21 protein-coding genes are annotated in these 25125 nt (G+C 71.6%); 11 read left to right on the top strand and 10 right to left on the bottom strand.

The genetic code is table 11. From position 1 onward, the window contains the following. Positions 1–83 precede the first annotated feature (83 nt). Positions 84–1007, top strand: a complete 924-nt coding sequence (locus ABD143_RS02010) for a cation diffusion facilitator family transporter (protein WP_343970321.1) — start codon at positions 84–86, stop codon at positions 1005–1007. On the opposite strand, the gene ABD143_RS02005 is transcribed toward ABD143_RS02010, so the two are convergent. The 4 genes from ABD143_RS02005 to ABD143_RS01990 are packed head-to-tail and all read right to left on the bottom strand — an operon-like array spanning position 997 to position 3832. Then, positions 997–1335 carry a YnfA family protein gene (locus ABD143_RS02005; RefSeq protein ID WP_343970320.1) on the bottom strand — a complete coding sequence of 113 codons (339 nt, stop codon included), beginning with the start codon at positions 1333–1335 and terminating at the stop codon, positions 997–999. The two genes, ABD143_RS02010 and ABD143_RS02005, sit on opposite strands and share 11 nt — an antisense overlap. A 4-nt stretch (positions 1336–1339) precedes the next feature. Beyond that, a complete protein-coding gene (locus ABD143_RS02000) occupies positions 1340–2554 on the bottom strand; it encodes a hypothetical protein (protein ID WP_343970319.1) in 1215 nt (404 codons plus the stop codon). Beyond that, entirely contained in the window at positions 2555–3466 is a 912-nt protein-coding gene (locus tag ABD143_RS01995; RefSeq protein WP_343970317.1) for a hypothetical protein, read from the bottom strand. 9 nt (positions 3467–3475) lie between these two features. After that, the gene (locus ABD143_RS01990) at positions 3476–3832 is read right to left on the bottom strand and encodes a hypothetical protein (protein ID WP_343970315.1); all 357 of its coding nucleotides are present in this window, start codon (positions 3830–3832) and stop codon (positions 3476–3478) included. 50 nt (positions 3833–3882) lie between these two features. Between ABD143_RS01990 and ABD143_RS01985 the strand changes: the two genes are divergently transcribed. Then, positions 3883–5724, top strand: a complete 1842-nt coding sequence (locus tag ABD143_RS01985) for a S9 family peptidase (protein WP_343970313.1) — start codon at positions 3883–3885, stop codon at positions 5722–5724. 75 nt (positions 5725–5799) lie between these two features. Here ABD143_RS01985 and ABD143_RS01980 read toward each other — a convergent pair whose 3' ends face one another. Further along, positions 5800–6219 (bottom strand): organic hydroperoxide resistance protein, encoded by a 420-nt coding sequence (locus tag ABD143_RS01980; RefSeq protein ID WP_343970311.1) that lies wholly within the window; start codon positions 6217–6219, stop codon positions 5800–5802. A gap of 127 nt (positions 6220–6346) precedes the next feature. On the opposite strand from ABD143_RS01980, the gene ABD143_RS01975 reads away from it, so the two are divergent. Further along, complete coding sequence (locus ABD143_RS01975) at positions 6347–7393, top strand: GNAT family N-acetyltransferase (protein ID WP_343970309.1); 1047 nt, start codon at positions 6347–6349, stop codon at positions 7391–7393. Between the two features lie 85 nt (positions 7394–7478). Here the strand turns inward: ABD143_RS01975 and ABD143_RS01970 are convergent, their stop codons facing one another. Continuing rightward, positions 7479–8564 (bottom strand): ABC transporter ATP-binding protein, encoded by a 1086-nt coding sequence (locus ABD143_RS01970; protein ID WP_343970306.1) that lies wholly within the window; start codon positions 8562–8564, stop codon positions 7479–7481. A 254-nt stretch (positions 8565–8818) separates the two neighbouring features. On the opposite strand from ABD143_RS01970, the gene ABD143_RS01965 reads away from it, so the two are divergent. From ABD143_RS01965 to ABD143_RS01950, 4 genes are all read left to right on the top strand, one after another. Continuing rightward, a complete protein-coding gene (locus tag ABD143_RS01965) occupies positions 8819–10204 on the top strand; it encodes an ABC transporter substrate-binding protein (protein ID WP_343970303.1) in 1386 nt (461 codons plus the stop codon). Between the two features lie 88 nt (positions 10205–10292). Then, positions 10293–11261, top strand: coding sequence for a carbohydrate ABC transporter permease (locus ABD143_RS01960; RefSeq protein ID WP_343970300.1), 969 nt, complete (start codon positions 10293–10295; stop codon positions 11259–11261). Between the two features lie 108 nt (positions 11262–11369). Then, the gene (locus ABD143_RS01955) at positions 11370–12290 is read left to right on the top strand and encodes a carbohydrate ABC transporter permease (RefSeq protein ID WP_343970297.1); all 921 of its coding nucleotides are present in this window, start codon (positions 11370–11372) and stop codon (positions 12288–12290) included. A 58-nt stretch (positions 12291–12348) separates the two neighbouring features. Next, entirely contained in the window at positions 12349–16545 is a 4197-nt protein-coding gene (locus tag ABD143_RS01950; RefSeq protein ID WP_343970294.1) for an nSTAND1 domain-containing NTPase, read from the top strand. Positions 16546–16548: 3 nt separating this feature from the next. Here the strand turns inward: ABD143_RS01950 and ABD143_RS01945 are convergent, their stop codons facing one another. Continuing rightward, entirely contained in the window at positions 16549–17460 is a 912-nt protein-coding gene (locus ABD143_RS01945; protein WP_343970291.1) for an SCO4651 family lipoprotein, read from the bottom strand. Between the two features lie 297 nt (positions 17461–17757). On the opposite strand from ABD143_RS01945, the gene ABD143_RS01940 reads away from it, so the two are divergent. The 3 genes from ABD143_RS01940 (at position 17758) to ABD143_RS01930 (ending at position 20084) form a co-directional block, all read left to right on the top strand. Continuing rightward, positions 17758–18753 (top strand): MFS transporter, encoded by a 996-nt coding sequence (locus tag ABD143_RS01940; protein ID WP_343970289.1) that lies wholly within the window; start codon positions 17758–17760, stop codon positions 18751–18753. Beyond that, entirely contained in the window at positions 18750–18950 is a 201-nt protein-coding gene (locus ABD143_RS01935) for a hypothetical protein (RefSeq protein WP_343970286.1), read from the top strand. The genes ABD143_RS01940 and ABD143_RS01935 overlap by 4 nt, the downstream gene beginning before the upstream one ends. Before the next feature lie 186 nt (positions 18951–19136). After that, complete coding sequence (locus ABD143_RS01930; protein ID WP_343970283.1) at positions 19137–20084, top strand: endonuclease/exonuclease/phosphatase family protein; 948 nt, start codon at positions 19137–19139, stop codon at positions 20082–20084. A gap of 25 nt (positions 20085–20109) precedes the next feature. On the opposite strand, the gene ABD143_RS01925 is transcribed toward ABD143_RS01930, so the two are convergent. The 3 genes from ABD143_RS01925 to ABD143_RS01915 form a co-directional block, all read right to left on the bottom strand. Further along, positions 20110–21189 (bottom strand): aspartate-semialdehyde dehydrogenase, encoded by a 1080-nt coding sequence (locus ABD143_RS01925; RefSeq protein ID WP_343970280.1) that lies wholly within the window; start codon positions 21187–21189, stop codon positions 20110–20112. Then, a complete protein-coding gene (locus ABD143_RS01920) occupies positions 21186–22466 on the bottom strand; it encodes an aspartate kinase (protein ID WP_343971572.1) in 1281 nt (426 codons plus the stop codon). Before ABD143_RS01920 ends, ABD143_RS01925 begins: the two co-directional genes overlap by 4 nt. Before the next feature lie 207 nt (positions 22467–22673). Beyond that, positions 22674–23006, bottom strand: coding sequence for a hypothetical protein (locus ABD143_RS01915; protein ID WP_343970277.1), 333 nt, complete (start codon positions 23004–23006; stop codon positions 22674–22676). A gap of 237 nt (positions 23007–23243) precedes the next feature. Between ABD143_RS01915 and leuA the strand changes: the two genes are divergently transcribed. After that, a complete protein-coding gene (leuA, locus tag ABD143_RS01910) occupies positions 23244–25040 on the top strand; it encodes a 2-isopropylmalate synthase (RefSeq protein ID WP_343970274.1) in 1797 nt (598 codons plus the stop codon). The last annotated feature ends 85 nt before the right edge of the window (positions 25041–25125 follow it).

The raw sequence follows: 25125 nt of genomic DNA, 5'->3' as shown, positions 1-25125 counted from the left end.
CGCACGGCGGGCCACCGGAGCGGCGAGCCATACCGAGGCGATCAGTGTTGCACACATGCATAAACCCGCATATGTTGGTCGCCATGGGCGCAGGACACGGCCACGGCATCGACGCGGGCCGCGACACATCCAATTCCGGGCGCCACTCTCGCCGGCTCGCGATCTCCCTGGGCGTCCTCGCCGCCTCGCTCGTGCTGCAGGTCGTCGTCGGGCTGGCGACCTCCTCCCTCGCCCTGCTGTCGGATGCCGGGCACAACTTCACCGATGTGCTCGGGATCGTGATGGCGCTCGCCGCGATCACGGCGGCGCGGGCGTCCGCCAGGAACGACCGCCGGACGTTCGGGCTCTACCGCGCCGAGGTGCTCGCCGCACTCGCCAACGCCGTGCTGCTGTTCGGCGTGGCAGCGTGGGTCGTGGTGGAGGCCGTGCAGCGCTTCGCGAATCCCCCCGACGTACCGGGCCTGCCGCTGATGCTCACGGCCGTGGCCGGCCTCGCCGCGAACCTCGTGGTGTTCGGGTTGCTGCGCCGCGGCGCCGCGGAGAACATCAACCTCCGGGGCGCGTACCTCGAGGTCGTGGCCGACGCCGTCGGCTCCCTGGGTGTGCTGCTCGCGGGGGCGATCACGCTGGTGTTCGGCTGGCGCTACGCCGACCCGCTGGTCGCGATCGCCATCGGGCTGTTCATCCTGCCGCGCACGTTCGCGCTGGGGCGCCAGGCGGTGCACATCCTCGTGCAGGCCGCGCCGGCCCACGTCGACGTGGCCGCGGTGCGGGCCGGGCTCGCCGCGCTCGACGGTGTGCAGGACGTGCACGACGTCCACGTGTGGACGCTGACGTCTGGCATGGAGGTGGGATCGGCGCACCTGACGGTCGATGCGATGTCCGACCCTGCGGCCGTGCTCACCGCAGCGCAGCGGCTCCTCACCGAGCAGCACCAGCTCGCGCACTTCACGGTGCAGGTCGAGCCGCCGGGGGCGCGCACCGGCTGCGCCGAGCTCAGCTGGTGACCCGCGGCGCGTACATGATCACGAGTACGCCGACGAGGCACAGCGCCGCGCCGATGTAGTCGTAGCGGTCCGGGCGGTACCCGTCGACCACCACGCCCCACGCCAGCGATCCGGCGACGAAGACGCCACCGTACGCCGCGAGGATGCGGCCGAAATGAGGGTCGGGCTGCAGCGTGGCGACGAACCCGTACGCCCCGAGCGCGAGCACCCCGGCCCCGATCCACAGCAGCCCGCGATGTTCTCGCACGCCCTGCCAGACGAGCCACGCCCCGCCGATCTCGGCGAGGGCCGCGAGCGCGAACAGCAGGACCGATCGCAGCACGGTCATGGCGTCAGGAGATCACGAGCAGGAACAGCCCGGCCATCGTGTAGGCCACCATCAGCAGCACGAGCGGCACCTGGTCGGCGAGCCGCCGGTGCTCGGGCAGGAGCGCCACACTGCGGTCGTGGGCCGCCACCACCGCCACGACATGTCCGGCGAGCACCGCCGCGATCTGGATGCCGGCCACCAGGCCGGGTGCGGGCACGGCCGAGACTGGGCCCAGCTCCTGCCCCGCGAGCTGGGCGATCCCGCGGGGACCCTCGACGAGCAGAAGCACGGCGTAATGGGCGATCGTGTACCCGGCGGCGATCGGCACGAGCGTGCTCGCGAGCGGTCCGGCGAGCGCACCCGTCGCGGCACGGTAGAGCACCCCGACGACCAGCACCATGCCCACGAGCACGAGCGTGTCGAGCGGGACACCGAGTGTCCGCCAGCCGGTCCAGCCGCTCAGGCCGTCGAAGACCGTGGAGCCCCACCAGACCGACACGAACGCAACGAGCCCCGGTGCCACGCGCACGGCGGCCAGGCCGCGGAACGGGTTGCGGAGCCCGATCCGTCCGTCCCCGAGCCTGCCGAACGGGGCCAGAGCACCCGTCAGAGTCGAGTACACCTCGAACGCGTCGCCGCGGGCGAACCAGCGCTCGCCGAACCGCAGCGCGCAGCCCGTGTTCACCACGGCGTAGAGCAGGAGGAACCCGGCGACCACGGCTGGCCGGTCCCGGTCCGGTGCCACCAGTTCGAGCCACACGAACACGAGCAGACCGGCGGCGGCCGGCAAGTACCCGAGCGCCGCGGGCATGGGCGCGCTCCCCTGCACCGGCCGCCGGAGCACGGCCGCGGCAGCGCGGTGCAGCAACCGCAGCGGGTTGAGCACCCGCCACACCGGCCCGAACAGCAGCGACGCTGGAACGAGCCCCACCCACAGCAGGACGTAGAGAGCGCGCGGGGCCGGGTTCGCGTCCGGATCCTGCGGGCCCGCGAGCCCGTGGGCCACGACGGCCGTCCCCAGCGCGAGCGTCAGCGCCTGCAACGCCGTGCGCACAGCAGGGGCGTCGAGCACGGCGGGCAAAGGGCGCCCGGTGACCGGTCCGGTGAACCGCGGTCGCCGCCACAGCAACGCCACGGCGAGGAACGACACCAGCACCACCACACCGCCGGTCTGCAGCACGAGCTCACCGTCGAGCGGCAGGCCCTCGACTCCGCCGATGCCGTGCGCGAGCAGCACCTACGCCGCCGGCCCGGGCGTCGATGCCACCGGGCCGCGGCGCAGTACCGCCACACCCGCGACGACCACCCCGAGGCCACCGCCGAGCGTCAGCGCCACGAGCGCGCGATCGAAGTCGGCGCCCCATGAGAACGGGACCACGGCCTCGAACAGCGTGAACGCGTCGACCGGCGCGATGACGATCGCGAACAGCCCGCCCGCGGCGACGCAGAGCAGCGGGCCGGCACTGTGCCCGCGCAGCGTGAGCCAGGCTCCGATCGCGCCAAGCGGCCAGCCCAGCATCGCGTAGCCGGCCGCGCTGAGCAGCATCAATGCGTACGGCTGGTCCTCCGGCACGCCGGCGGAGCCGAGCACGTGCGTGAGATGCGCCGCAAGCACGACGAGTGTCGCGGCAGCGAGCACGACCCCGCCCCAGACACGAGACGCACCGAGCAATCCGGCCACGGCGGGCACCGCGAGCGCGAGCAGGGCGAGCAGGGTCCACACAACGGTCGCCGGAGGCGGCGGCCAGTACTGCTCGCCGCGCACGGTCACCGCAGCGTCGCCGACCCGGAGCGGGACGGCCCATCCGAGCCGGTCGCCCTCCGGGCGCTCCGCCGCGGCAGCCGCCGCGATCCGTGGGTCGAACCAGTAGGCGATGCCACCGGGCGGGACGGTCGGGAGCGCTACGCCGTCCGGCCCAGGTGTGACGACCACCGGCGCGGCGGTGCCGTTGGTGAGCCGCAGCCGCGCGCCGAACTCGACGGCGCGGACGTCGAGGCCCGGTACGGGCGGGTCGAGCGCCAGCACCCCCGCCTGACTCGTGGACGAGGACAGCCCTCCGGCGTGTGCCGCCGCCGGGGTCGCGCCGCCGGGGAGGAGCACAGCGGTCAGGGCGAGGAGCAGAACCGTCCGCACGAACCGCGCCCCCACGGTTCCACCCTACGAGACCTCCAGCTCCGTCAAGGGCATGCCACGCTGCTCCAGCTCCACCTCGAAGACGCCGGGCAGGTCGGCCGTGAACCGGAGCGTCGTGGATGCGCCCGCCGTGACGAAGGTGCGCCGGTCGTAGCCGTGCACGTGCACCTCGTCGGCCACGTCGCTCGCGACCATCAGCTCGACGGGCGATCCGAGCGGCACCGCGTACCGGACCACCCCATCGGTCACGGCTCCCCCGGCATAGGTCACCTCGATCCGCTGCACACCCTCGGCCGTGACCTGCGGGGCGGCGGCCCCACCCGCACAGCCGGCGATGAGCACCAGGCAGGCTACGAGCACGGCAGCCGGACGAGCCCTCATCGCCATATGGGTCCTCCCAACGCGACGCCGGTGGGGCATGATCGCCCATCGTGACCGACCACCCGATCGCGCCGGTGCCCGACCCGCTCTTCCCCGACGAGCGTGAGCCGCGGTGGCGCGCCCGGTTCACCGCGCCCCGCATGTCGCGCCCGGCGTGGGCACGGGACGCGCCCGACCGGTCCGTCTACACGTCGAACGCCAGCGGCACGACCGAGGTCTACGTGTGGGACCGGGCGACCGACGCCCACCGGCAGGTCACCGACCGGCGCAGCGGCACCCACGCGGCCACGCTCCCCCCGGACGGCGAGGCGATCTGGTGGTTCGCCGACACCGACGGCGACGAGTTCGGCCACTGGGTGCGCGAGCCGTTCGGCGGCCTGCATTACGCCGCCGATGCCGAGCCTGCCGTGCCGGGCGTCGAGGACGGCTACCCGGCCGGCCTGGCCATCGGACGCGAGACGGTGGCGGTCGGCACCTCCACGGACGACGGCACGAAGATCTGGCTGCACCGCGGCGACCTTCCCGCGGAGGTTGTCTACCAGCACGCCGAGGACGCCGGGGTCGGCGCGCTCTCCGAGGACGAGACGCTGCTCGCGATCAGCCACTCCGAGCACGGCGACTCCCGCCACCCCGCGGTACGGGTGTTGCGGGTCGCGGACGGGGGCGTGGTGGCGGAGAAGTCCGACGGCGCAGGCAAGGGGCTCACGCCGCTTGTTTTCGCGCCGGTCCGCGGTGACGGCAGGCTGCTCCTCCTGCACGAGCGGCACGGCCGCGAGGAGCTGCTGCTCTGGGACGTGCTGGCGGACGAGGAGCGCGAGCTCACGCTCGACCTCCCGGGCGAGGTCGCGGCCGACTTCCACCCCGACGGGCGCAACCTGCTGGTCTGGCACACCTACGCCGCCCGCACCCGCCTGTACGGCTACGACCTGGACACCGGCGAGCTGACCGAGCTGCCGGTGGCGCCGGGGTGCGTGGGGTCGGCGGAGGTCCGCCCGGACGGCACCGTCGAGTACACGTGCTCGTCCGCCGCGGAGCCCTCCACCGTGCGCGCGCTGCACCCCGACGGCACCGACCGCGTGCTGCTCACGCCGCCCGGCGAGCGGGCGCCCGGGTCGATGCCGGTCGAGGACCTGTGGGTCGATGGCCCGGGCGGGCGGGTGCACGCCCTGGTCGCCCGGCCCCCGGCCGCCGACGGCCCGCCGCCCGCGGTCTTCAGCCTGCACGGCGGCCCGCACGCGGCCGACGAGGACCGATTCAGCGCGATGCGCGCCGCGTGGGTGGATGCGGGGTTCGTGGTGGTGGAGGTCAACTACCGCGGATCGACGGGCTATGGCTCGAAGTGGCGCGACGCCATCGAGGGCCGGCCGGGGCTGACCGAGCTGGAGGACGTGGCCGCGGTGTACGACCACGTCGTCGCCGAGGGGCTGGTCGACCCGGCCCGTTGTGTGGTCGAGGGCTGGTCGTGGGGTGGCTACCTGGCGCTGCTGGCCGTCGGCACGCAGCCCGAGCGCTGGGCGGCGGGGCTCGCCGGGGTCCCGGTGGCCGACTACCTCACCGCGTATGCCGACGAGATGGAGCAGCTGCGGGCGTTCGACCGCGCGCTCTTCGGCGGGTCGCCGGAGGAGCGGCCCGACGCGTACCTCTCCTCGTCGCCGCTCACCTACGTCGACGAGGTGCGTGTGCCGGTGCTGGTGCTCGCCGGGGAGAACGACCCACGCTGCCCGATCCAGCAGGTGGACAACTACCTCGACGCGCTGGCCGCGCGCGGCGACGTGCACTACGAAGTGAGCCGGTTCGACGCGGGCCACGGCTCCCTGGTGGTGGATCAGACCATCCGGCACGTGGCGACGGAGATCGGCTTCGCCCTCCGCGCGTTGGCACCCTCCTCCTGATGCCAGGAAAGCCACGTTCAGGGCGGTAGTTGTCCTGAACGTGGCTGTCCTGGCATTCGGGGGTGGACGGGAAGGTCAGACCGTCGCCTTCAGCTGGACGTCGACGTTGCCGCGGGTGGCCTTCGAGTACGGGCAGAGCTGGTGGGCCAGCTCGATGACCTCGTCCGCCTCGGACTGGTCCAGGCCTGGGAGGTGCGCCGTGAGCACGACGCTGATCGTGAACGTGGTGTCGTCGGGGGTGAGGCTGACGGCGGCGTCGATCGAGGTGTCGCCGAGCTTCACGTCCTTCTTCTTCGCCGCGAGACGCAGTGCCCCATGGAAGCACGCGGCGTAGCCGGCCGCGAAGAGCTGCTCAGGGTTGGTGGCGCCGCCGGGGCCGCCCATCTCGGTGGGCAGCTTCATATCCTGATCGATGATCCCGTCGCTCGAGCGCACGTGACCGTTGCGGCCACCGCCCGTCGAGGTCGCCTCCGCCGTGTAGATCGCATCTGCCATGCCGCCATCCTGGCAGCCGGTTATGTCGCGCACAACATATCGGCCCGACCCGTCGGCGTCATGAACTGGTAGCGAGCCGGAAACACTCCGGGGGAACGCTGGAAGCGTCCCCGAGGAGGTGGAGTGCGTGGTGCTCTGGCGGGTGCACGTCGAGTTGGAGGACCGGCCAGGCCGGCTCGGCGAGCTGGCCACGGCGGTGGGGGCCGCCGGATGCAACATCATCTCCCTGCACGTCGTCGGCGAACCGGCCGACGACGGCTCGATCACCGACGAGCTGCTGGTCAAGGTGCCGGACTCGATCGACCCGGCGGCGCTGGTGGAGGCCGTGGAAGGCGTCGGCATCCCGTGCACGCTCATCGTTCGCGCCGACGCCACTGAGCTTTCCGACACGGCCACCACCGCATTAGCGCTGGCGAGGATGGTGGTCGCCGACCCCGGCAGCGCCCCGAGCGCCGTGGCGAGCATGCTCCGGGCGCGGCTGGTGGACCCGGCCGCTGAGCACGCCGGCGGGCACGAACACGTCATGCGGATCGGTGCGCGGCAACTCCGTCTCGGCCGCGCGTGGGCGTTCACCGCAACCGAGCTGTCCCGAGCCGCGGCGTTGCTGGAGCTCGCCGCCCAGATCGAGATGCGCCCGGACCGGCGCCCGTCACCCGACCGGATCCTGCTGCTTCGCGACGGCTCCGAGGTGCGCCTGCGCACCGCCGACCAGGGCGACGGCCCGCTGGTCGCCGCGCTGCACGCCCGCTGCGCGCCCGAGTCGCGCCGCTCCCGCTTTCTGAGCCCCACGCCGCAGCTCGCCCCCGGCCAGCTCGACGCGCTGCTCGGCGACACCCCGCGGTCGCTGCACGCGGTGCTCGCGCTCACCGCCGACGGCGGGAGCGCTGTCGGCATCGCGAACCTCGACACGTGCACCGGGCCCGAAGAGGCCGGCTGCGGCCGCGCCGGCATCCTCGTGGATGACGCGTGGCAGGGCCGCGGGCTCGGTACGGCGCTGCTACGCCGAATCGCCGACATCGCGGGCGAGCACGGCATCACCGAGCTGACCGGCGCCGCACGCCCCGACGACGTGGGCGTCACGCGGCTGCTGCGCCGGGCCGGGATGCGACCCTCGGCCGAGATCGTCGAAGGGGAGGTGCGGCTGCGCGCCGCGCTGCCCGCCCCCGTCGCCTGACCTGCGCCGGACCCAGCGGATCGACGACGGCCCCGGAACCACGAAGGGGTTCCGGGGCCGCGTGGAAATCGAGCGAAATCGAGCGTCAGATGTCGATGCGCTCGCCGGAGTCGCCCGCGAAGAGGTGCAGTCCGCCGGAGCGCGGCACCAGGTGCAGCACGGAGCCCTTGCTCGGCGGCGTGCGCCCGTCGACCCGCGCGATGATGGGACGGCGCTCGCCCCCGACCTCGGTGCTGCCGTACACGTAGGCGTCGGCGCCGAGCTCCTCGACGACCTCGACCTCGGTGGGCAGCCCGGCACCGGTTTCCACGATGTCCATGTCCTCCGGGCGCACGCCCACGGTCATGGACCTGGTGGACCCGACCTCCTCGACAGCCGAGCGAGGCACGCGCACGTCGGCCCCACCGAAGTGCAGCACGTCGCCGTCGACCTCGATCGGCAGCAGGTTCATGGCGGGGGAACCGATGAAGCCCGCAACGAACACGTTGGCCGGCCGGTCGTACATCTCCCGCGGCGTGCCGACTTGCTGCAGGAGCCCGTCCTTGAGGACGGCCACACGGTCGCCCATCGTCATGGCCTCGACCTGGTCGTGGGTGACGTAGACGGTGGTGGTGCCGAGGCGGCGCTGCAGGGACGCGATCTGCGTGCGGGTGGAGACCCGCAGCTTGGCGTCCAGGTTGGACAGCGGCTCATCCATGCAGAACACCTGCGGGGAGCGGACGATCGCCCGGCCCATCGCTACGCGCTGGCGCTGGCCACCGGAGAGGGCCTTCGGGCGCCGCTCCAGGTAGTCCTCGAGGTCCAGGATCTTCGCCGCCTCGCGGACCCGCTCCTGGATCTCCGACTTGGGCCGTCCCGCGATCTTGAGGGCGAAGCCCATGTTCTCCGCGACGGTCATGTGTGGGTAGAGCGCGTAGTTCTGGAAGACCATCGCGATGTCGCGGTCCTTCGGAGGGACCCGCGTGACGTCACGGCCGCCGATGTGGATGGACCCCTGGTCGATGTCCTCCAGGCCCGCGAGCATGCGCAGGGCGGTGGACTTTCCGGATCCGGAGGGGCCGACCAGGACGAGGAACTCCCCGTCGGCGATCTCCAGGTCGAGTGAGTCGACCGCGGGGGTGGTGGAGCCGGGGTAGATACGGCTCGCCTTGTCGTAGGTCACAGCAGCCATGCTGTGCTCCTTCCACCGGCAGGAACGTGCCGGACGATCCGAGTGAGAGGGAGTAAAGCCCCCGCAGCCTGCCACGCGGAACATCATTCGGCCAGAGCGACTACGAAAGGTCAGCGGCTGGACGCAAAGCGTGAACGTTATGTGATCGTAACGGCTTAGTATGTTGCCCCGCACAACGTGCACCGGATTCGATGACCCGATCCCGGGGAGCGAGCGGAACGCCCGCGCCCAGCATCGGAGCAGAAGGGTGTGCGATGACTGCACTGGTTGGGCGAAGGCCCGCCCGCAAGACGAGCCTACTGGCGGTGGCTCTCGGGGCAGGCCTGGTGCTCGCAGGGTGCAGCGGTAGCAACGTCGCAGGTGGGGGCCCCGCCGCGCAGGGCGCGGACTGCGCCGCGTACGAGCAGTACGGCGACCTGGCAGGCACCCGCATCACGCTCTACACCTCGATCACCGCTCCCGAGGACCAGCCGCACATCGACTCCTACAAGCCGTTCGAGGAGTGCACCGGCGCCCAGGTGGTGTACGAGGGCTCCAAGGAGTTCGAGGCCCAGCTGCCGGTCCGGGTGCAGGCCGGCGCGCCGCCGGACATCGCCTACGTCCCGCAGCCCGGCCTGCTCGCCACCCTCGTGCGCAACACCGGGGCTGTGAAGCCGGTGCCGCCCACCGTCACGACCAACGTCGACCAGTACTACTCGGAGACGTTCAAGGCGGCGGGCAGCGTCGACGGCACGCTCTACGCGGCGCCGCTCGGGGCGAACGTGAAGTCGTTCGTCTGGTACTCCCCGCAGGCCTTCGCGGCGAAGGGCTACACGGTCCCCACCACGTGGGACGAGATGGTCGCCCTGTCGGACCGGATCGTGGCCGAGGGCGGCAAGCCGTGGTGTGCCGGGATCAACTCGGGTGAGGCCACCGGCTGGCCGCTCACCGACTGGCTCGAGGACACGATGCTCCGGGTCAACGGCGCCGACGTCTACGACCAGTGGGTCAGCCACGCGATCCCCTTCAACAGCCCGCAGGTGGCCACGGCGCTCGACCGGGTCGGCTCGGTGCTGAAGAACCCCGCCTACGTCAACGGCGGGTTCGGCGACGTCTCCTCGATCGCCACCACGACCTTCCAGGACGCGGGGCTGCCCCTGCTCGAAGAGACCTGCTACATGCACCGGCAGGCGAACTTCTACGCGGCGAACTTCCCCGAGGGCACCGACATCTCGGAGAACGGTCAGCTCTACGCGTTCGAGCTGCCCCCGATCGACCCGACGGCGCCCCAGACGATCCTTGTCGGCGCCGAGTTCGTGGCCGCATTCTCCGACCGGCCCGAGGTGCAGGCGTTCCAGGCGTACCTGTCCTCGCCCGAGTGGGCCAACAACAAGGCGAAGGCCGGTTCCGACCTCGGGCAGAGTGGCTGGATCAGCGCCAACACCGGCCTTGACCCGGCCAACCTGTCGAGCCCGATCGACCGGTTCTCCGCGGAGATCCTCCAGGACCAGAACAACACGTTCCGGTTCGACGGCTCCGACCTGATGCCGGCGGCCGTCGGCGCCGCCACGTTCTGGCGGGGCATGACGGACTGGATCACCGGCCAGAGCACGGCGGATTCGCTGACCTTCATCGAGCAGTCCTGGCCGGCCGGGCAGTAGCTCCGGCGGTGCGGCAACTGGCGCCGGGGGCGGGTACCGACCCACCCGCTCCCGGCGCCGTCATCGGTGCACCCGGAGGTGGCCCGGCATGACCCTGCTCGACAAGCTCGCGCAGTTGCTGGTCGCGGTGGTCGTCTTCGCCGCCGTCATGGGTGTCGTGCTCCTCGTCGCGAGCCGCGCGCGCGGCAGGCGCGGCGACAGCGTGCAGGGTCTCGCGTTCATCGCGCCGGCCGTGCTCCTGCTGCTCGGCGGCCTGCTGTACCCGGCAGCCCGAACGGCCCTGCAGTCGTTCCTGGACGCCCGCAGCGCGGGGTTCGTCGGGCTCGACAACTACGTGCGGATGTTCACCCAGCCCGACCTGCTGGCCGTGCTGGGAAACACGCTGCTCTGGGTGGTGGTCACCCCGATCCTCGCGACGGCGGTCGGGCTCGTCTATGCCGTGCTCATCGACCGGACGCGCTTCGAGTCGCTGGCCAAGGCACTGGTCTTCCTGCCGATGGCCATCTCGTTCGTCGGTGCGTCGATCATCTGGAAGTTCGTCTACGAGTACCGCCCGAACCAGCAGAACATCCAACAGATCGGCCTGGTGAACCAGTTCCTGGTGTGGCTCGGCTTCGAGCCGGTGAACCTGCTCCTCCAGCAGCCGTGGAACAACCTGCTGCTCATCGTGGTGATGATCTGGATCCAGGCCGGGTTCGCGATGACTATCCTCTCGGCTTCCATCAAGGCGATCCCGTCCGACATCGTGGAGGCCGCCCGGCTCGACGGGGTCGGCGGGATCCGGCTGTTCTGGTACATCACGCTGCCGAGCATCCGGCCCGCCGTGGTCGTCGTGGTGACCGCGATCAGCATCGCGGTGCTCAAGGTCTTCGACATCGTCCGCACGATGACCGGCGGGCAGTTCGGCACCAGCGTGATCGCGAACGAGTTCTACTCCCAGAGTTTCCGGCTCTCCGATCTCGGCATGGGATCCGCGCTCGCCATGATCCTCTTCGTGCTGGTGGTGCCGATCGTCATCTACAACGTGCGGCAGATGCGGAAGGCGGACGCCCGATGAGCGAGCTCGCGAGCGAATCAGAGACACAGCGCCTGCGCGAAGCGCCGGCCGAGCGCAGCGAGGACGAGCGATGAGCTCGGACGTACCTGGTCCCGCGGAGGGGCAGTCATGACCGTCCTCGACAAGACGCCGGGGAGCGCCGCCGGGCCTGACCTCGCGACCGCCGCGACGACGCGTTCGGCCGCCGCGAAGTCGGGGCTCACGTCACGGTGGGCGTCGATCGCCGCGCTCGTCATCGCCGTGCTGTGGACGCTCCCGACCTTCGGGCTGTTCCTCTCCTCGTTCCGCCCGCAGCGCGAGGTTCAGCGGACCGGCTGGTGGACCTTCTTCACCAACCCGACCCTCACCCTCGAGAACTACGACGAGGTGCTGTTCGGCGGCAACCAGCCGCTCATCGGTTACTTCGTGAACTCCCTGCTGATCACGATCCCCGCGGTGCTGATCCCCATCGTGCTCGCGACGCTGGCGGCCTACGGGTTCGCGTGGACCCGGTTCCCGTATCGGGACACCCTGTTCGTCGCGATCTTCGCGCTGCAGATCGTGCCTCTGCAGGTCGCGCTGCTGCCGCTGCTGGAGATCTTCGTCGGCGCCGGGCTCAACAACACCTTCTGGACGGTGTGGATCGCGCACTCGACGTTCGCGCTCCCGCTCGCGATCTTCCTGCTGCACAACGCCATGCGGGAGATCCCCGCCGAGCTCATCGAGGCGGCTCGCGTCGACGGAGCAGGGCACGTGCGGATCTTCACGACGATCATGCTGCCGCTCATTCGTCCCGCGATCGCCGCCTACGCAGTGTTCCAGTTCCTCTGGGTCTGGAACGACCTGCTCGTGGCGCTGGTGTTCGCGGGCGGCACCGCGGACGTGGCCCCGTTGACCGTGCGGGTCGCCGAGCTCGTCGGCACCCGAAACTCGCAGTGGCACCTGCTGTCCGCCGGGGCGTTCGTCTCGATCATCGTGCCGCTGGTGGTGTTCTTCAGCCTGCAGCGCTACTTCGTGCGCGGGCTGCTCGCCGGCAGTGTGAAGGGATGACCTGAATCACATCGACGTGGATCACGCGTCGATACGCTTCCCCGCGATCGGGGGGAACGTGACGGCAACGAGAGACCAGACGATCGCGGCCAGAGTCGTCGTGCGTGTGCTCGACGGGGCGGGGGACGCCGTCGGGGCGGGGTTCCTCATCGGGCCCGACCTCGTGGCCACCTGCGCGCACGTCGTGGCGAGCGCCCAGCGCGCCGACCCCTACGCACCCGAGCCGGCCGGCGGCGACGTCCGGATCGACTTCCCCCTCCTCCGGGACGAGGACACCCTGCCCGCCGCCGAGGCCGAGGTGGTGCGCTGGGTCCCGATCGGTGAGGACGGCACCGGCGACATCGCCGTGCTGCGGGTGCGCGGGCCGCTGCCTGTCGGCGCGCGGATGCCGCCGCTGCGGCGCGTCGACCAGCTGTGGGACCTCCCTTTCCGGGTTCTGGGCTTCCCGGAGGGCATGGCGGACGGCGTCTGGTCCACCGGGCGCTTCCGCGGGGAGCAGGGCACCCGCTGGTTCCAGCTGCAGACCGCGGCGGGCGAGCAGCCCATCATCGAGGGCTTCAGCGGCGCACCGGTCTGGGACGAGGACAGCGGCGCGGTCGTGGGTATGACCGTCGCCGCCGACGCGAGCGGGACGACCACCACCGCCTACCTCATCCCGATCGACCAGGTGCTGGGCCTCGATCCCGAGCTGCTGCCCTGCCCTTACCGCGGCCTCGAACCCTTCGGCGAGGAGCACGCCGCCTACTTCTTCGGACGCGACGCGGACGTCGACCTGCTCGCGGCCACCGTGGAGCGGGAACCGCTGGTGGCGGTCGCCGGACCGTCGGGAGCCGGCAAGTCCTCTCTGGTCCGTGCCGGGCTGCTCCCGCGCCTCCGGGCAGCGGGCACCGAGGTGGCAGAGCTGCGTCCCGTGCCCGGCCGCACGGTGGGCGAGTCGCTGGTCACCGCGCTGGCGCCGTACGCGCCCACGGATCTCCCGCTGCCGTCCGACGCGGACGACCGGGCGCGCGTGCGGCAGCTCGCCGCGGCGACGACGACCGAGCTGGTGCTCCTGGTGGACCAGTTCGAGGAGCTGGCCGCAGCCGACCCGGACGCCGCGCAGGAGCTGCTCGAGCTGATCGGCCATCTCGTCACCACCGACGATCCGGAACCGGCGACGCCGCGGCTGCGGGCGGTGCTGACGCTGCGCTCCGCCACGCTCGACGACGTCGTCGTGCCGCGGGTCGCGGGACTCCTGGGCGCGGGCACCGTACTGCTGCCGCCGATGGACCGCGCCCAGCTCCGCGACGCGATCGTGGCGCCGGCCGAGCGTGCGCCCGGCCTGTCGTTCGAGCCCGGGCTCGTCGACCGCATCCTCGACGACGCCGCGGGCGAACCAGGCGGGCTGCCGCTGGTGGAGTCGCTGCTCACGGAGCTATGGGAGCGTCGCGAGGGCGGCCACCTCACGCTGCGGGCGTACGACGAGGCGGGGGGAGTGGCCGGCGTGGTCGCGACGCACGCCGAGAACGTCATGGCCGGCTTCCCGGACCCAGCCGACGCGCCGCGGCTGAAGCGGCTGTTCACCGCACTGTCGAGGTCGGACCGGGACGGCCGGTTCGTCCGCAGGCCGCGGCAATGGCAGGAGCTGGCCCCCGAGCTCCGGCCGCTCGTGCAGCGGCTCGCGGCGGGCAGGCTGCTCGTCGTCGAGCGGGCACCGACCGGCGAGCAGACCGTCCAGCTCGCCCACCAGGCGCTGATCGCCCACTGGCCGCGGCTGCGTGACTGGCTCACCGAGGACCGCGACTTTCTCTCCTGGCGCGACCAGCTCGACCAGCAGCGGGAGCGCTGGGAGGCCGCGGGCCGCGACGACGGCGCCCTGCTTCGCGGCACCGCACTCGCCGTCGCGCAGGACTGGCTGCCACGCCGGGAATCAGACGTGTCCGGGCCCGATCACGAGTACGTCCAGCGCAGCCGGGCCCGGCAGCGCCGCGAGGTGCGCCGGTGGCGGGTCGTCACGGCAGTGCTCGCCGTGCTGGCGCTCGCGGCGGGGGCGCTCGCCGCCGTGGCCGTCGCTCGGGGCAACGAAGTCAACGCTCAGCTCCGGCTGGCGAACGCGGAGATCCTCGCCCAGGCCGCCCTTGCGCGTGCCCCCAACGACCCGGCCGCGGCCACCCAGCTGGCGCTCGCCGCATGGCGCCTGAACCCGGAGAACGCATCGGCCCGCACCGCGCTGTTGCACCAGTACATGGCGATGTCGTCGGTCGAGGGGATCGTCCCGGCCGTGACCACGGAACCGTTGCTCGGGTTCGATCTGTCCGACGACGGACGCACTCTGCTCCTCCCGGAAGGCGGCGGCATCGTCGCGGTCAGCGGCTTGCCCCTCGGCCCGGTCCACCGGCAGGTGCTGCCCGGGGTCTCCTCGGCGATCCTCCGGATGGCGCTCAGTGACGACGGCCGCTGGGCCGCCATGATCGGTTCTGATGGCGAGGTGCTGCTGTGGGACCTCGCGACGGACACAGGCCCGCAGGTGCTCTCGCGATCGGCGCGGACCGGCCCGCCCAGGCCCATGATCTCGATAGTCCACAACCGGGTCGTCTGGCTGGACAGGGACGACACAGGAGCGGCGGCGCGCCTGAGGATCTGGGACCTCCCCACCGGGAGGCCGGCAGCGCACGACGGCTTCCTGCTGTCCGATCCCGACGTCGCCGGCGCGGTGCCGATCCCGGAATCGGACCTCGTCCTGGTGCGCCTCGGCAACCCCGAGCAGTCCCCGTCCCGCACGGCGGTACGCCGCCTCACCGATGGCACCGAACTCGGCATGCTGCCCCAGGACAGTGCCGTCCCGGACCACGGCGACTGGGCGGCCGTGTGCGAGCCCGGCACCTCTGCGACCGACCCGACCGCGGTGGTGCTCCTGCGCCCGGATCTCGGCGGCGAGCTGCGGCGCGTACCGCTGCTCGGCCCCGACTGCGCGAACTTCGACGAGCGGATCACACGCGATGGCAGGCACGTCGCCGAACGCATCGGCCCGCCCGGTGACTACGACGTGGTCCGGATCCGGGATCTCGGCGACGCCAGTGCCTACGACGTGACGATCCCGCCCGACCCGACGGCGTCCGAGGACGGGCGAGTGGGCATAGGACCGCGGATCTTCGTCCTCCCCGGCCCGGACGGCACGCGCACGGTCCTCTTCCCGCGCGGCACGTCCGTCCTGCGGCTGCGAGCGGAACCCAACCCGTTCGTCGCGATCGACGTGACCGCGCCGCGGCTGTCACTGAGCCAGGACGAGCGCACGCTCGTCGCGACGGACACCGAGCAGGGGTTCTTCACGTTCGACAGGCAGACGGTGCGGCCCGTGGGACGGCTGGACAGCAGCGCCGTCCCGCCGCCCGGTCGCGGTGGCTCCACTGTCGACGGGGACCGCCTGACCATTCTGGCCGGAACGCCGGAGGAGGGGTGGACGCTGTCGCAGTACCAGCTGCCTTCCCTGGCGCTCGCTCTTCGCGTCGCGGTGCCGCGGCGCCCGGGCGGCCCGCCGTCGGCGGTCGGCGCCGTATCCACGGGCGACCGGCTCTTCACCTTCGGCGACGGGTTGCTCGCCGAGTGGGACCGCACGACGGGCGCACCGATCGGCACGCCGATCGACCTCGCGACCACGCCGGCGGCACGGGACTGGTACCGGACCAAGGCCAATTTCGAGGCTCGACCCGGCCACCCCGACCAGGTCGTGGTGTGGGGGCCGGACAGTTCCCTCCAACTGTGGAACGTGGCGCGCGGCGAGCAGCTGGGTGCGCTCCCGCACATCGAGGGCAGGCTGCCGTACTCGTTCGTGGTCGACCACACCGGCACCCGGCTGGTCGCCGCGACGCAGGTGGGTGTTCTGGACGTCTGGGACCTCGACCGCCAGGAACTCGTCGGCAGTCCGATCCCGGTGCCCGGTTACCAGCTGCCTCTCGGGATCACGACCGACGGGCGTGTCGTTACGGGCACCGCTCAGGGGGAGGACCAGCTGCAGACGTTCTGGGACATGGCGACGGGAGCAGAGAACGGGACGATCCGCTTCTCGGCCGCCCATGACGCCGACACCTCGATGGACGACGGGACGTGGATGAGCGTGTCCGGGGTCGGCGGCGCGGCCGGCGGGCCCTTGCCGTATCGGATGGCACTCACGGTGCAGCAGTGGTTCGACCGGCTGTGCGCGGTGTCCGATCGCCCGTTCACGGACGCAGAGCGGGCGATGCTCCCGGTTGGGGCCGGCACCGACCCGCCCTGCTGACTGTCAGCGCGGACCGGGGATCGACGGCCCCCGGTCGACCGTCGACGGATCCGGGACCTCCGCCGTGACCGGGACGCCGAAGTCGAAGTACTCGATCGAGAGCTTCATCTCCGTCTTGCGGTCGCGCATCATCTCCGCGAACCGGGGGTCCGCGAGGATGTCGCCCAGCGCTTCCTGCATCTCGGGCGACGCGGCCATGTCCGCCCCGGACACCGAGATCGCCACGGCGAGCCTGCGGACGCGGCCGTCCTCGTCGACGAACACCTCGGCCGGGATCGGCCCGGACGCGCTGAGGGCGGCCTGGGTCAGCCCGCCCGCCACCACGACGCCGGACTCCTGGGCCAGCCGGGTCGGGTCGATCGTGATGGCGTACTGGCGCACCTCGGCACCCCGGATCTCGCTGGTGCCGACCTCGCGCACGTCGTCGGAGACGCCGCGCAGCAGATCCAGCTGCTGGCTGGGGTCGTGCTGGCCGACGGGTGTGTTGACCAGTTCGGAGTAGTCCCACTCCTGCCACCGCGTCTGCCCTCCGGCGCGCTGCCAGAGCACGTTGTTGCGGAAGACGGTCTCGAGCTGCTCGCTGGGCAGCCCACCACCCGAGCTGCTGTATTTGCCGTCGCCGATCTGCCTGCCGAAGTCGTACGTGCCCTCGCCGGACATCGTCATCGGCGCGTCCATCGGCACCGGCCCGCCCGTGGAGGTGTAGGTCATCTCCAGCGCGTACCGCGACGTGCCGGCCGCGCGGGTCACGTCCGGTGCCTGCCGGGCCACCTGCACGGGGGCGAGGCCCGCGATGGAGGAGCCGGCGGACGCGCTTCCCTCCCCTGCGCCACCGCCGCAGCCGGCGAGCAGCGCGAGCGCCGCGACACAGGCCCCGATCGCGCCCGCACTGCGCCGCGTGCCGATCCTGATCATCCAGTCCTCCTCAGCCGGGGGTTCGAGCGAGGGCTGGCCGGACCGTCCCCCCGAACGCGTTCCAGCCCGGCCAGCATGGTGGTGGACCCCAGCAGAACCGAATTCGTTGGGAGATTGTGATCGGGATCATAGAGCCGGACTTCGCGGTAAGAGCTGCGCGCCGGGCGGTCAGCCGACCGTCGGCTGCTCCGAACTCCCCGCGCTCGATCGCCTCGTACACGTCGCGCTGCTGGTAGTCGGCGTCCTCGCCGCCAATCCGGTCGAGTCCTGTCGGGGGGGCGAGGCACGATGTGCGGCGTGGGGGTAGCGACGGAGCAGGCAGAACCCGGGGCGCACAGAGGTATTGCCGCCTATCGGGCGGTGCTCGGGCTGCCGGGCGTCGGCGCGCTGACCGCCGTCGGGTTCCTCGCCCGCATCCCGTCCGCCGCCGCGGCCATCACCCTCACATTGCACGTGGTGCTCACCCTCGACCACGGCTACGCCGCCGCCGGCCTGGTCGGAGCGGCGGCCACCGTCGGGATGGCGATCGGGGCGCCGCTGCTCGGGCGGCTCGTCGACCGGCGCGGGCTGCGTCCGATGCTGGTCATCACGATGTTCGCCGAGACGGTGTTCTGGGGTGTGGCGCCGTGGCTGTCGTATCCGGCGCTGCTGGCGGGGGCGCTGTTCGGCGGCCTGCTCGGCCTGCCCGTCTACTCCGTGATCCGGCAGTCGCTCGCGGCGATGGTGCCTCCCGTGCGACGCCGGGCCGCGTTCGCGCTCGACTCGATGTCCGTGGAGACGACCTACATCATCGGCCCGGCTCTCGGCGCGCTGCTCGCGCTGCAGGTCTCGACGTCCGTGGCCATGTGGGCGGTCGGCGCCGGCTGGTTCGTCTCCGGTGCGGCTCTCATGCTGCTCAACCCGCCCACCCGCACGCCGCCCTCGCCCACCGACGCCCCCGCACCTCCCGTGCGGGAGTGGCTCGACCTGCGGCTGCTCGGCGCACTCGCCGCCACCACGGCTGCGGTGTTCGTGGTGTTCGGCACCGAGCTGGCGATGATCGCGGGGCTGCAGACGTCCGGGCAGGCGGCTGGATCCCCATCGTCAACGCCGTTTGGTGCGTGGCATCGCTCGCCGGCGGCTTCGCCTACGGCGCCGCGCGCCGGTCCCTGCCGCTCCCCGTGCTGGTCGCAGGGCTCGGCGCGGCCACCCTCCCCGTGGCGCTCGGCGGCTCCTGGTGGTCCTTCGCGCTGCTGCTCGTGCCGGCCGGGCTGCTCTGCGCCCCCTCCCTCACAGCCAGCTCGGAGACCGTGAGCGGGCTCGCGCCTGAGCACGCCCGTGGCTTGGTCACCGGGCTGCAGGGGTCGGCCACCACCCTCGGCGGGGCGATCGCCACCCCGCTCACCGGCCTGCTGATCGACAACGCGTCGCCGGCGGCCGCGGTGCTCACCGTGGGAACTGTCGGCATCGCGCTCGCCGCGGTGGCGGGGCTCGCCAGGCGCCGCCCCTAGGAGCGCCCTGAACAGGACCTCCTATCAGCCCGCGCGACCGCTCCCAACAGGGTCCCTCAGCCGGTTCTCAACCGATCTAGGGCACACTCAGCGGCGATGACCGCACCGCCGGGCCGGCTCACTCCCGCATCCCCACCACCCACACCAGCGCCCGCTCCGCGACGCAGGCGGTGGGCGGTCCGTTATGTGACCGCTGCGATGTTCACGCTGGTCGCGGCCGTGTTCGCGGCTCCGGACCTGTTGTTCGGGCTCGACCAGCGCAGCCCGTTCGCACAGCTCGTCGCGATGCGGCCGTGGATCCTCGTCGGGGTGGCGGCGCTGTTCGTGCTGCTGTCCGTCGTGTTCGTCTTCGAGCGCCGGGTGCTGCCCTTCGCCGCCGGGATGCTCGTGGTGTTCGTCATCGGCGGCAGCGTCGTCCTGCCGCGGATCGTGCCCGACCCGGTGCCCGCCGACGGCACCCCGTTCACAGTGCTCACCTTCAACACCTACCTCGGCAGCGCCGACCCGGCAGAGCTGGCCGCTCTGATCGAGGCGCGCCGGCCCGACGTCGTGGCGCTCACCGAGACCGGGGTCCCTTTCGCGAACAAGATCGCCCCGTTCGTCGAGCCGTTGGGCTACCGGCTGCACACCTCGACGGGCCCCCGCCGCAAGGATGTGGATGGCGTTGCGATGGCGGTCTCCGACCGGCTCGGTGACGTGCAGGTGCGGATCGGCGAGGAGACATCGAGCTTCCCGTACATCGAGCTGAGCGGCGGCGAGCTCGGCGACCTGCGAGTGGTGAGCTTCCACTCGGTCGCACCGGTGCCCGGCTCGGTACCGCAATGGCGCTCCGACCTGGCCCTGCTCGGCCAATGGTGCGCCGGGCCGACCCCCGCGATCGTGGCGGGAGACTTCAATGCCACGCTGGACCACTCCGTGCTGCGCGCGGGGACCGCAGGCTGCGGCGACGCGGCGGCGCAGCGTGGCCAGGGCCTCGTGCCGACCTGGGGTCCGAGCCCGCGCACCCGCTTCGCCGGCCCGCAGATCGACCACGTGTTCGCCACCGACGGCATCGTCGCGGAGACGTACGAGGTGCACGACATCACCGGCAGCGACCACCGCGCCGTGCTGACAACCCTCCGTCTCCCGGCCTGACGCCGGGAGACGGAGGCGCCGGGCGTCAGAGTGTGGCCGCCACCTGCTCGGCGATCTCGTAGGTGTTGAGCGCGGCGCCCTTGCGCAGGTTGTCGCCGCACAGGAACAGCTCGAGCGTGTTGGGGAAGTCCAGCGCCTGCCGGATCCGCCCGACCCAGGTCGGGTCGCCACCCACCGCATCCGCAGGCGTCGGCCACTCCCCGGCCGCGGGGTCGTCGCGAAGGACGATCGTCGGCTGCTCCGCGAGCACCTTGCGGGCCGCGTCGACGCTCACCTCGCGCGAGAAGGTGGCGTGCACCGCCAGGGAGTGGGTGGTGACCACCGGCACCCGCACGCAGGTCGCCGACACCTTGAGCTCGGGAATGCCGAGGATCTTGCGGGCCTCGTTGCGGACCTTCAACTCCTCCGACGACCAGCCATCGTCCTTGAGCGAGCCCGCCCAAGGCACGACGTTGAGCGCGAGCGGGGCCGGGAACGGGGACTCGGCCGGGTCGAGCCCGGCCGCTGCCAGCGTGGCGGCCACGTCACCGCCGCGGACGCCGACCTCTTGGCCGGCCACGGCGGCGAGCTCGGCGTAGAGCCGGTCGATGCCGCCCTGCCCTGCGCCCGACGCGGCCTGGTAGGAGGCCACGACCAGCGCCTCCAGGCCGAACTCGCGGTGCAGCGCCCCCATCGCGGCCATCATGGACAAGGTGGTGCAGTTGGGGTTGGAGATGATCCCCTTGGGCCGCTCGGTGACCTTGCCGGCGTTCACCTCCGGCACCACGAGCGGCACTTCGGGATCCATCCGGAACGCGCCGGAGTTGTCGACGGCCACCGCGCCGCGGGACGCCGCGATCGGCGCCCACTCCTTGCTCACCTCGTCGGGCACGTCGAACATCGCGACGTCCACGCCGTCGAAGACCTCGGGGGCGAGCGCCTGGACGACCACGTCCTGACCGCGCACCCGCAGCACCTTGCCCGCGGAACGCGGGGAGGCGATCAGCCGGATCTCCGACCACGGCACCGATGCGCGGGCGTCAATGATGTCGATCATGGTGGTGCCGACGGCCCCGGTCGCGCCGACGATCGCGACGACAGGGCCACTGTCGTGCCGCCCGGTCATCGGCCGGTCCCGGCGTGCACGACGGCCTGCTCGTCGCCACCCAGCTCGAACGCGGCATGCAGGGCGCTCACCGCGTCGTCGAGCTGGTCGGGGCGGCAGAGCACCGAGATCCGGATCTCGGAGGTGTTCATGGTCTCGATGTTGATGCCGGCGCTGGAGAGCGCCTCGCAGAACGTGGCGGTGACGCCGGGGTGCGAGCGCATGCCCGCGCCAACCAGCGACACCTTGCCGACCTCGGCATCGTGCAGCACGTCGGCGAAGCCGATCTCCGGCTGCGCCGCGGACAGGACCGCGACGGCCCGCGCCCCGTCGCTGCGCGGCAGCGTGAACGTGATGTCCGTGCGGTTGGCCGACGTGCGGCTGATGTTCTGCAGGACCATGTCGATGTTGATCTCGGCATCGGCCACGGTACGGAAGATGCGCGCGGCCATACCGGGGGTGTCCGGCACGTCCGTCACGGTGATCTTGGCTTCGGACCGGTCGTGGGCGACCCCGGTGATGATCGCCTTCTCCATGGGGATCTCCTCGATCGAGCCGCTGACCAGCGAGCCCGGCTTGTCGTTGTACGAGCTGCGCACGCGCAGCGGGACGTTGTAGCGGCGCGCGTACTCCACCGCGCGCAGGTGCAGGACCTTGGCCCCGCAGGCGGCCATCTCGAGCATCTCCTCGTAGGTGATGGTCTGGAGGAGATGGGCGTCGGGGACGATCCGCGGGTCCGCGCTGTAGATGCCGTCGACGTCGGTGTAGATCTCGCAGACGTCGGCTTCGAGGGCGGCGGCGAGCGCGACGGCCGTGGTGTCCGAGCCACCGCGCCCGAGCGTGGTGACGTCCTTCGAGTCCTGGCTCACGCCCTGGAAACCGGCCACGAGCACGATGGCGCCCTCGTCGAGGGCGTCACGCAGCCGCTGCGGGTTGACCTGCACGATCCGCGCGTCGCCGTGCTTGGACGTGGTGATCATTCCGGCCTGCGAGCCGGTGAACGACCTGGCCTGGGCGCCGAGGGAGTGGATCGCCATCGCGACGAGCGCGTTGGAGATGCGCTCGCCCGCGGTGAGCAGCATGTCCATCTCGCGCGGCGGCGGGGCCTGGCCAAATGAATTTATAGAGACCTGGTCGGCGAGGTCCACGAGGTCATCCGTGGTGTCACCCATGGCCGACACCACGACGACGACGTCGTGGCCCTCTTTGTGGGTCCGGACGATCCGCTCGGCGACCTTCTTGATGCGGTCCGCGTCCTGGACTGACGATCCGCCGTACTTCTGCACGACGAGGGCCACCGCCGACCTCCTGTCCTTGCCGCGCGCGTCCGCGGCCATCGGGCTCATCGCTCAGGGTCGCGCCTTCAGGCGCGACCCACCGGGCGCTGGTCGGAAACCCACCCTACCGGCCGCTGATCCCCTGGCCGATGTGAATGGCCCAGACCACAGGCAAAGGCAGACCACAGGCAAAGGCAGACCACAGGCGAAGGCTCGCGGCGGGACGCGTCAGGGGATGCGGCGCACCAACCGCACCACGACCGTGGTGATCGCGAACCAGATCAAGGCGGCGGTGCCGTAGTTCAGGAGCACCGCGAGGTTCGGGTCGGGCGGGACGAACAGATCCTGCAGACCGAGGTTGAACGTGTTCGCGGCTTCGCTGATCAGGCCGGCGAGCGAGTTCTGCGGATTGGCGCCCAGCAGCGTCAGCACGATGTGCACGACGAGGACGGTGACGATCAGCATCCCCACGATCCGCAGGACGTTCCCGAGGGCGTCGACGCCCCGGCGTGCCGTGCTCCCCACTGCCACTGGTGCCCTCCCGAGATCGAAGACAGCCATAGTGTCACGGTCGACCGCTGTGCGCCCTTCCCGCGGGTACCACCCGTTCGGGTGACGTGTTCGGTGGGCCGGGCAAGGGGCGGCTTGCGGAGATCCCCCGGCATGGGGTTACCCTCGGGGACGTGGTGCGCCTGCTCCTTCGCCGCCGCGGCGGGGTCTGACCGACCGGCCCCTCGTCGCGGGTTCTTGGCGTGCGCCGGTCCTCTCTGATCGGCCCACACCCAGGAGCACCCCGCGATGACCCCCTCCCCCGACAGTTTCGTCTCGTCGTCGGCCAGCAGACTGCGCACGCCATCCGGTTCCGTACCCGACGGCCAGCCCGTCTGGAACCCGCAGCGCGGCTCACACATGCCCGTGCACCGCTACCGCCCGTTCCACGAGATGGTCGAGCCGGTGTCGCTGCCGGACCGCACCTGGCCGGACAAGCGCATCTCGAAGGCCCCGCTGTGGTGCGCCGTCGACCTGCGCGACGGCAACCAGGCCCTCATCGACCCCATGAGCCCGGCCCGCAAGCGCCGCATGTTCGAGCTGCTCGTACGCATGGGCTACAAGGAGATCGAGGTCGGCTTCCCGGCGGCGAGCCAGACCGACTTCGACTTCGTCCGCGAGATCATCGAGCAGGACCTGATCCCCGACGACGTCACGATCCAGGTGCTGACCCAGGCCCGTGCTGAGCTGATCGAGCGCACGTACGAGGCCTGCGAGGGCGCGCCGCGCGCGATCGTGCACCTCTACAACTCGACGTCGATCCTGCAGCGCCGGGTCGTCTTCCGGGCCGACCGCGCCGGGATCAGCAAGATCGCCACCGACGGCGCCGAGGACGTGCAGCGGTTCGCCGAGAAGTACCCGTCCACCGACTGGCGCTTCGAGTACTCACCGGAGTCCTACACCGGCACCGAACTCGAGTACGCCGTAGAGGTATGCAACGCGGTCTCCGCGATATGGCAGCCGACGCCCGAGTCGCCGATGATCGTCAACCTGCCGGCGACCGTGGAGATGGCCACGCCCAACGTCTACGCCGACTCCATCGAGTGGATGCACCGCCACCTCGCCCGCCGCGACGCCGTGGTGCTCTCGCTGCACCCGCACAACGACCGCGGCACCGGCGTCGCCGCCGCCGAGCTGGGCTACCAGGCGGGCGCCGACCGCATCGAGGGGTGCCTGTTCGGCAACGGCGAGCGCACCGGCAACGTCGACCTGGTGACGCTGGGGATGAACCTGTTCACCCAGGGCATCGACCCGCAGATCGACTTCTCCGACATCGACGAGATCCGCCGCACCGTCGAGTACTGCAACCAGCTGCCGGTGGCCGAGCGCCACCCGTGGGGCGGTGACCTCGTGTACACCGCGTTCTCGGGCAGCCACCAGGACGCGATCAACAAGGGCTTCCAGGCCATGGAGGCCGACGCGGCCGAGGCGGGAGTCGAGGTCGACCAGCTCCGCTGGGAGGTGCCGTACCTGCCGGTGGACCCGAAGGACATCGGCCGCAGCTACGAGGCCGTGATCCGGGTGAACTCGCAGTCCGGCAAGGGCGGGGTCGCCTACATCATGAAGGCCGAGCACCAGTTGGACCTGCCCCGGCGGCTCCAGATGGAGTTCAGCCGGGTGATCCAGGAGGTCACCGACTCCGAGGGCGGTGAGGTCTCCCCCAAGGAGATGCGCGACGTCTTCGACACCGAGTACCTCGACCGCGTCACCCCGCTCAAGCTGATCCGCCACCGGCTCACGAGCGACGGCGAGGGCACCGACGAGATCGTCGCCACGGTGCGCGTCGAGAACGACCTGCACGAGATCACCGGCAGCGGCAACGGTCCGATCGCCGCGTTCGTCGACGCCCTCGCGGGCATCGGCTTCGACGTGCGGGTGCTCGACTACCACGAGCACGCCATGTCCTCCGGTGACGACGCCCGCGCAGCCGCCTACGTGGAGTGCGCCGTGGAGGACACCGTGCTCTGGGGTGTGGGGGTCGACAGCTCGATCGTGAGCGCCTCCCTCAAGGCCGTGGTGTCCGCGGTGAACCGCGCCTTGCGCTGACGCGCTACCCGGCTAGGGATCCTTGGTCGCTAGAACTTTGGCACTTGTCCGGAGTGTCAGGCAGCCGCCGGTGGTAGCCGGGTCT

Source organism: Pseudonocardia aurantiaca (assembly GCF_039526725.1).
Classification (GTDB): domain Bacteria; phylum Actinomycetota; class Actinomycetes; order Mycobacteriales; family Pseudonocardiaceae; genus Pseudonocardia; species Pseudonocardia aurantiaca.
Note: the sequence above shows the minus strand (reverse complement) of the source record. Positions and strands in the feature narration are given on the sequence as shown.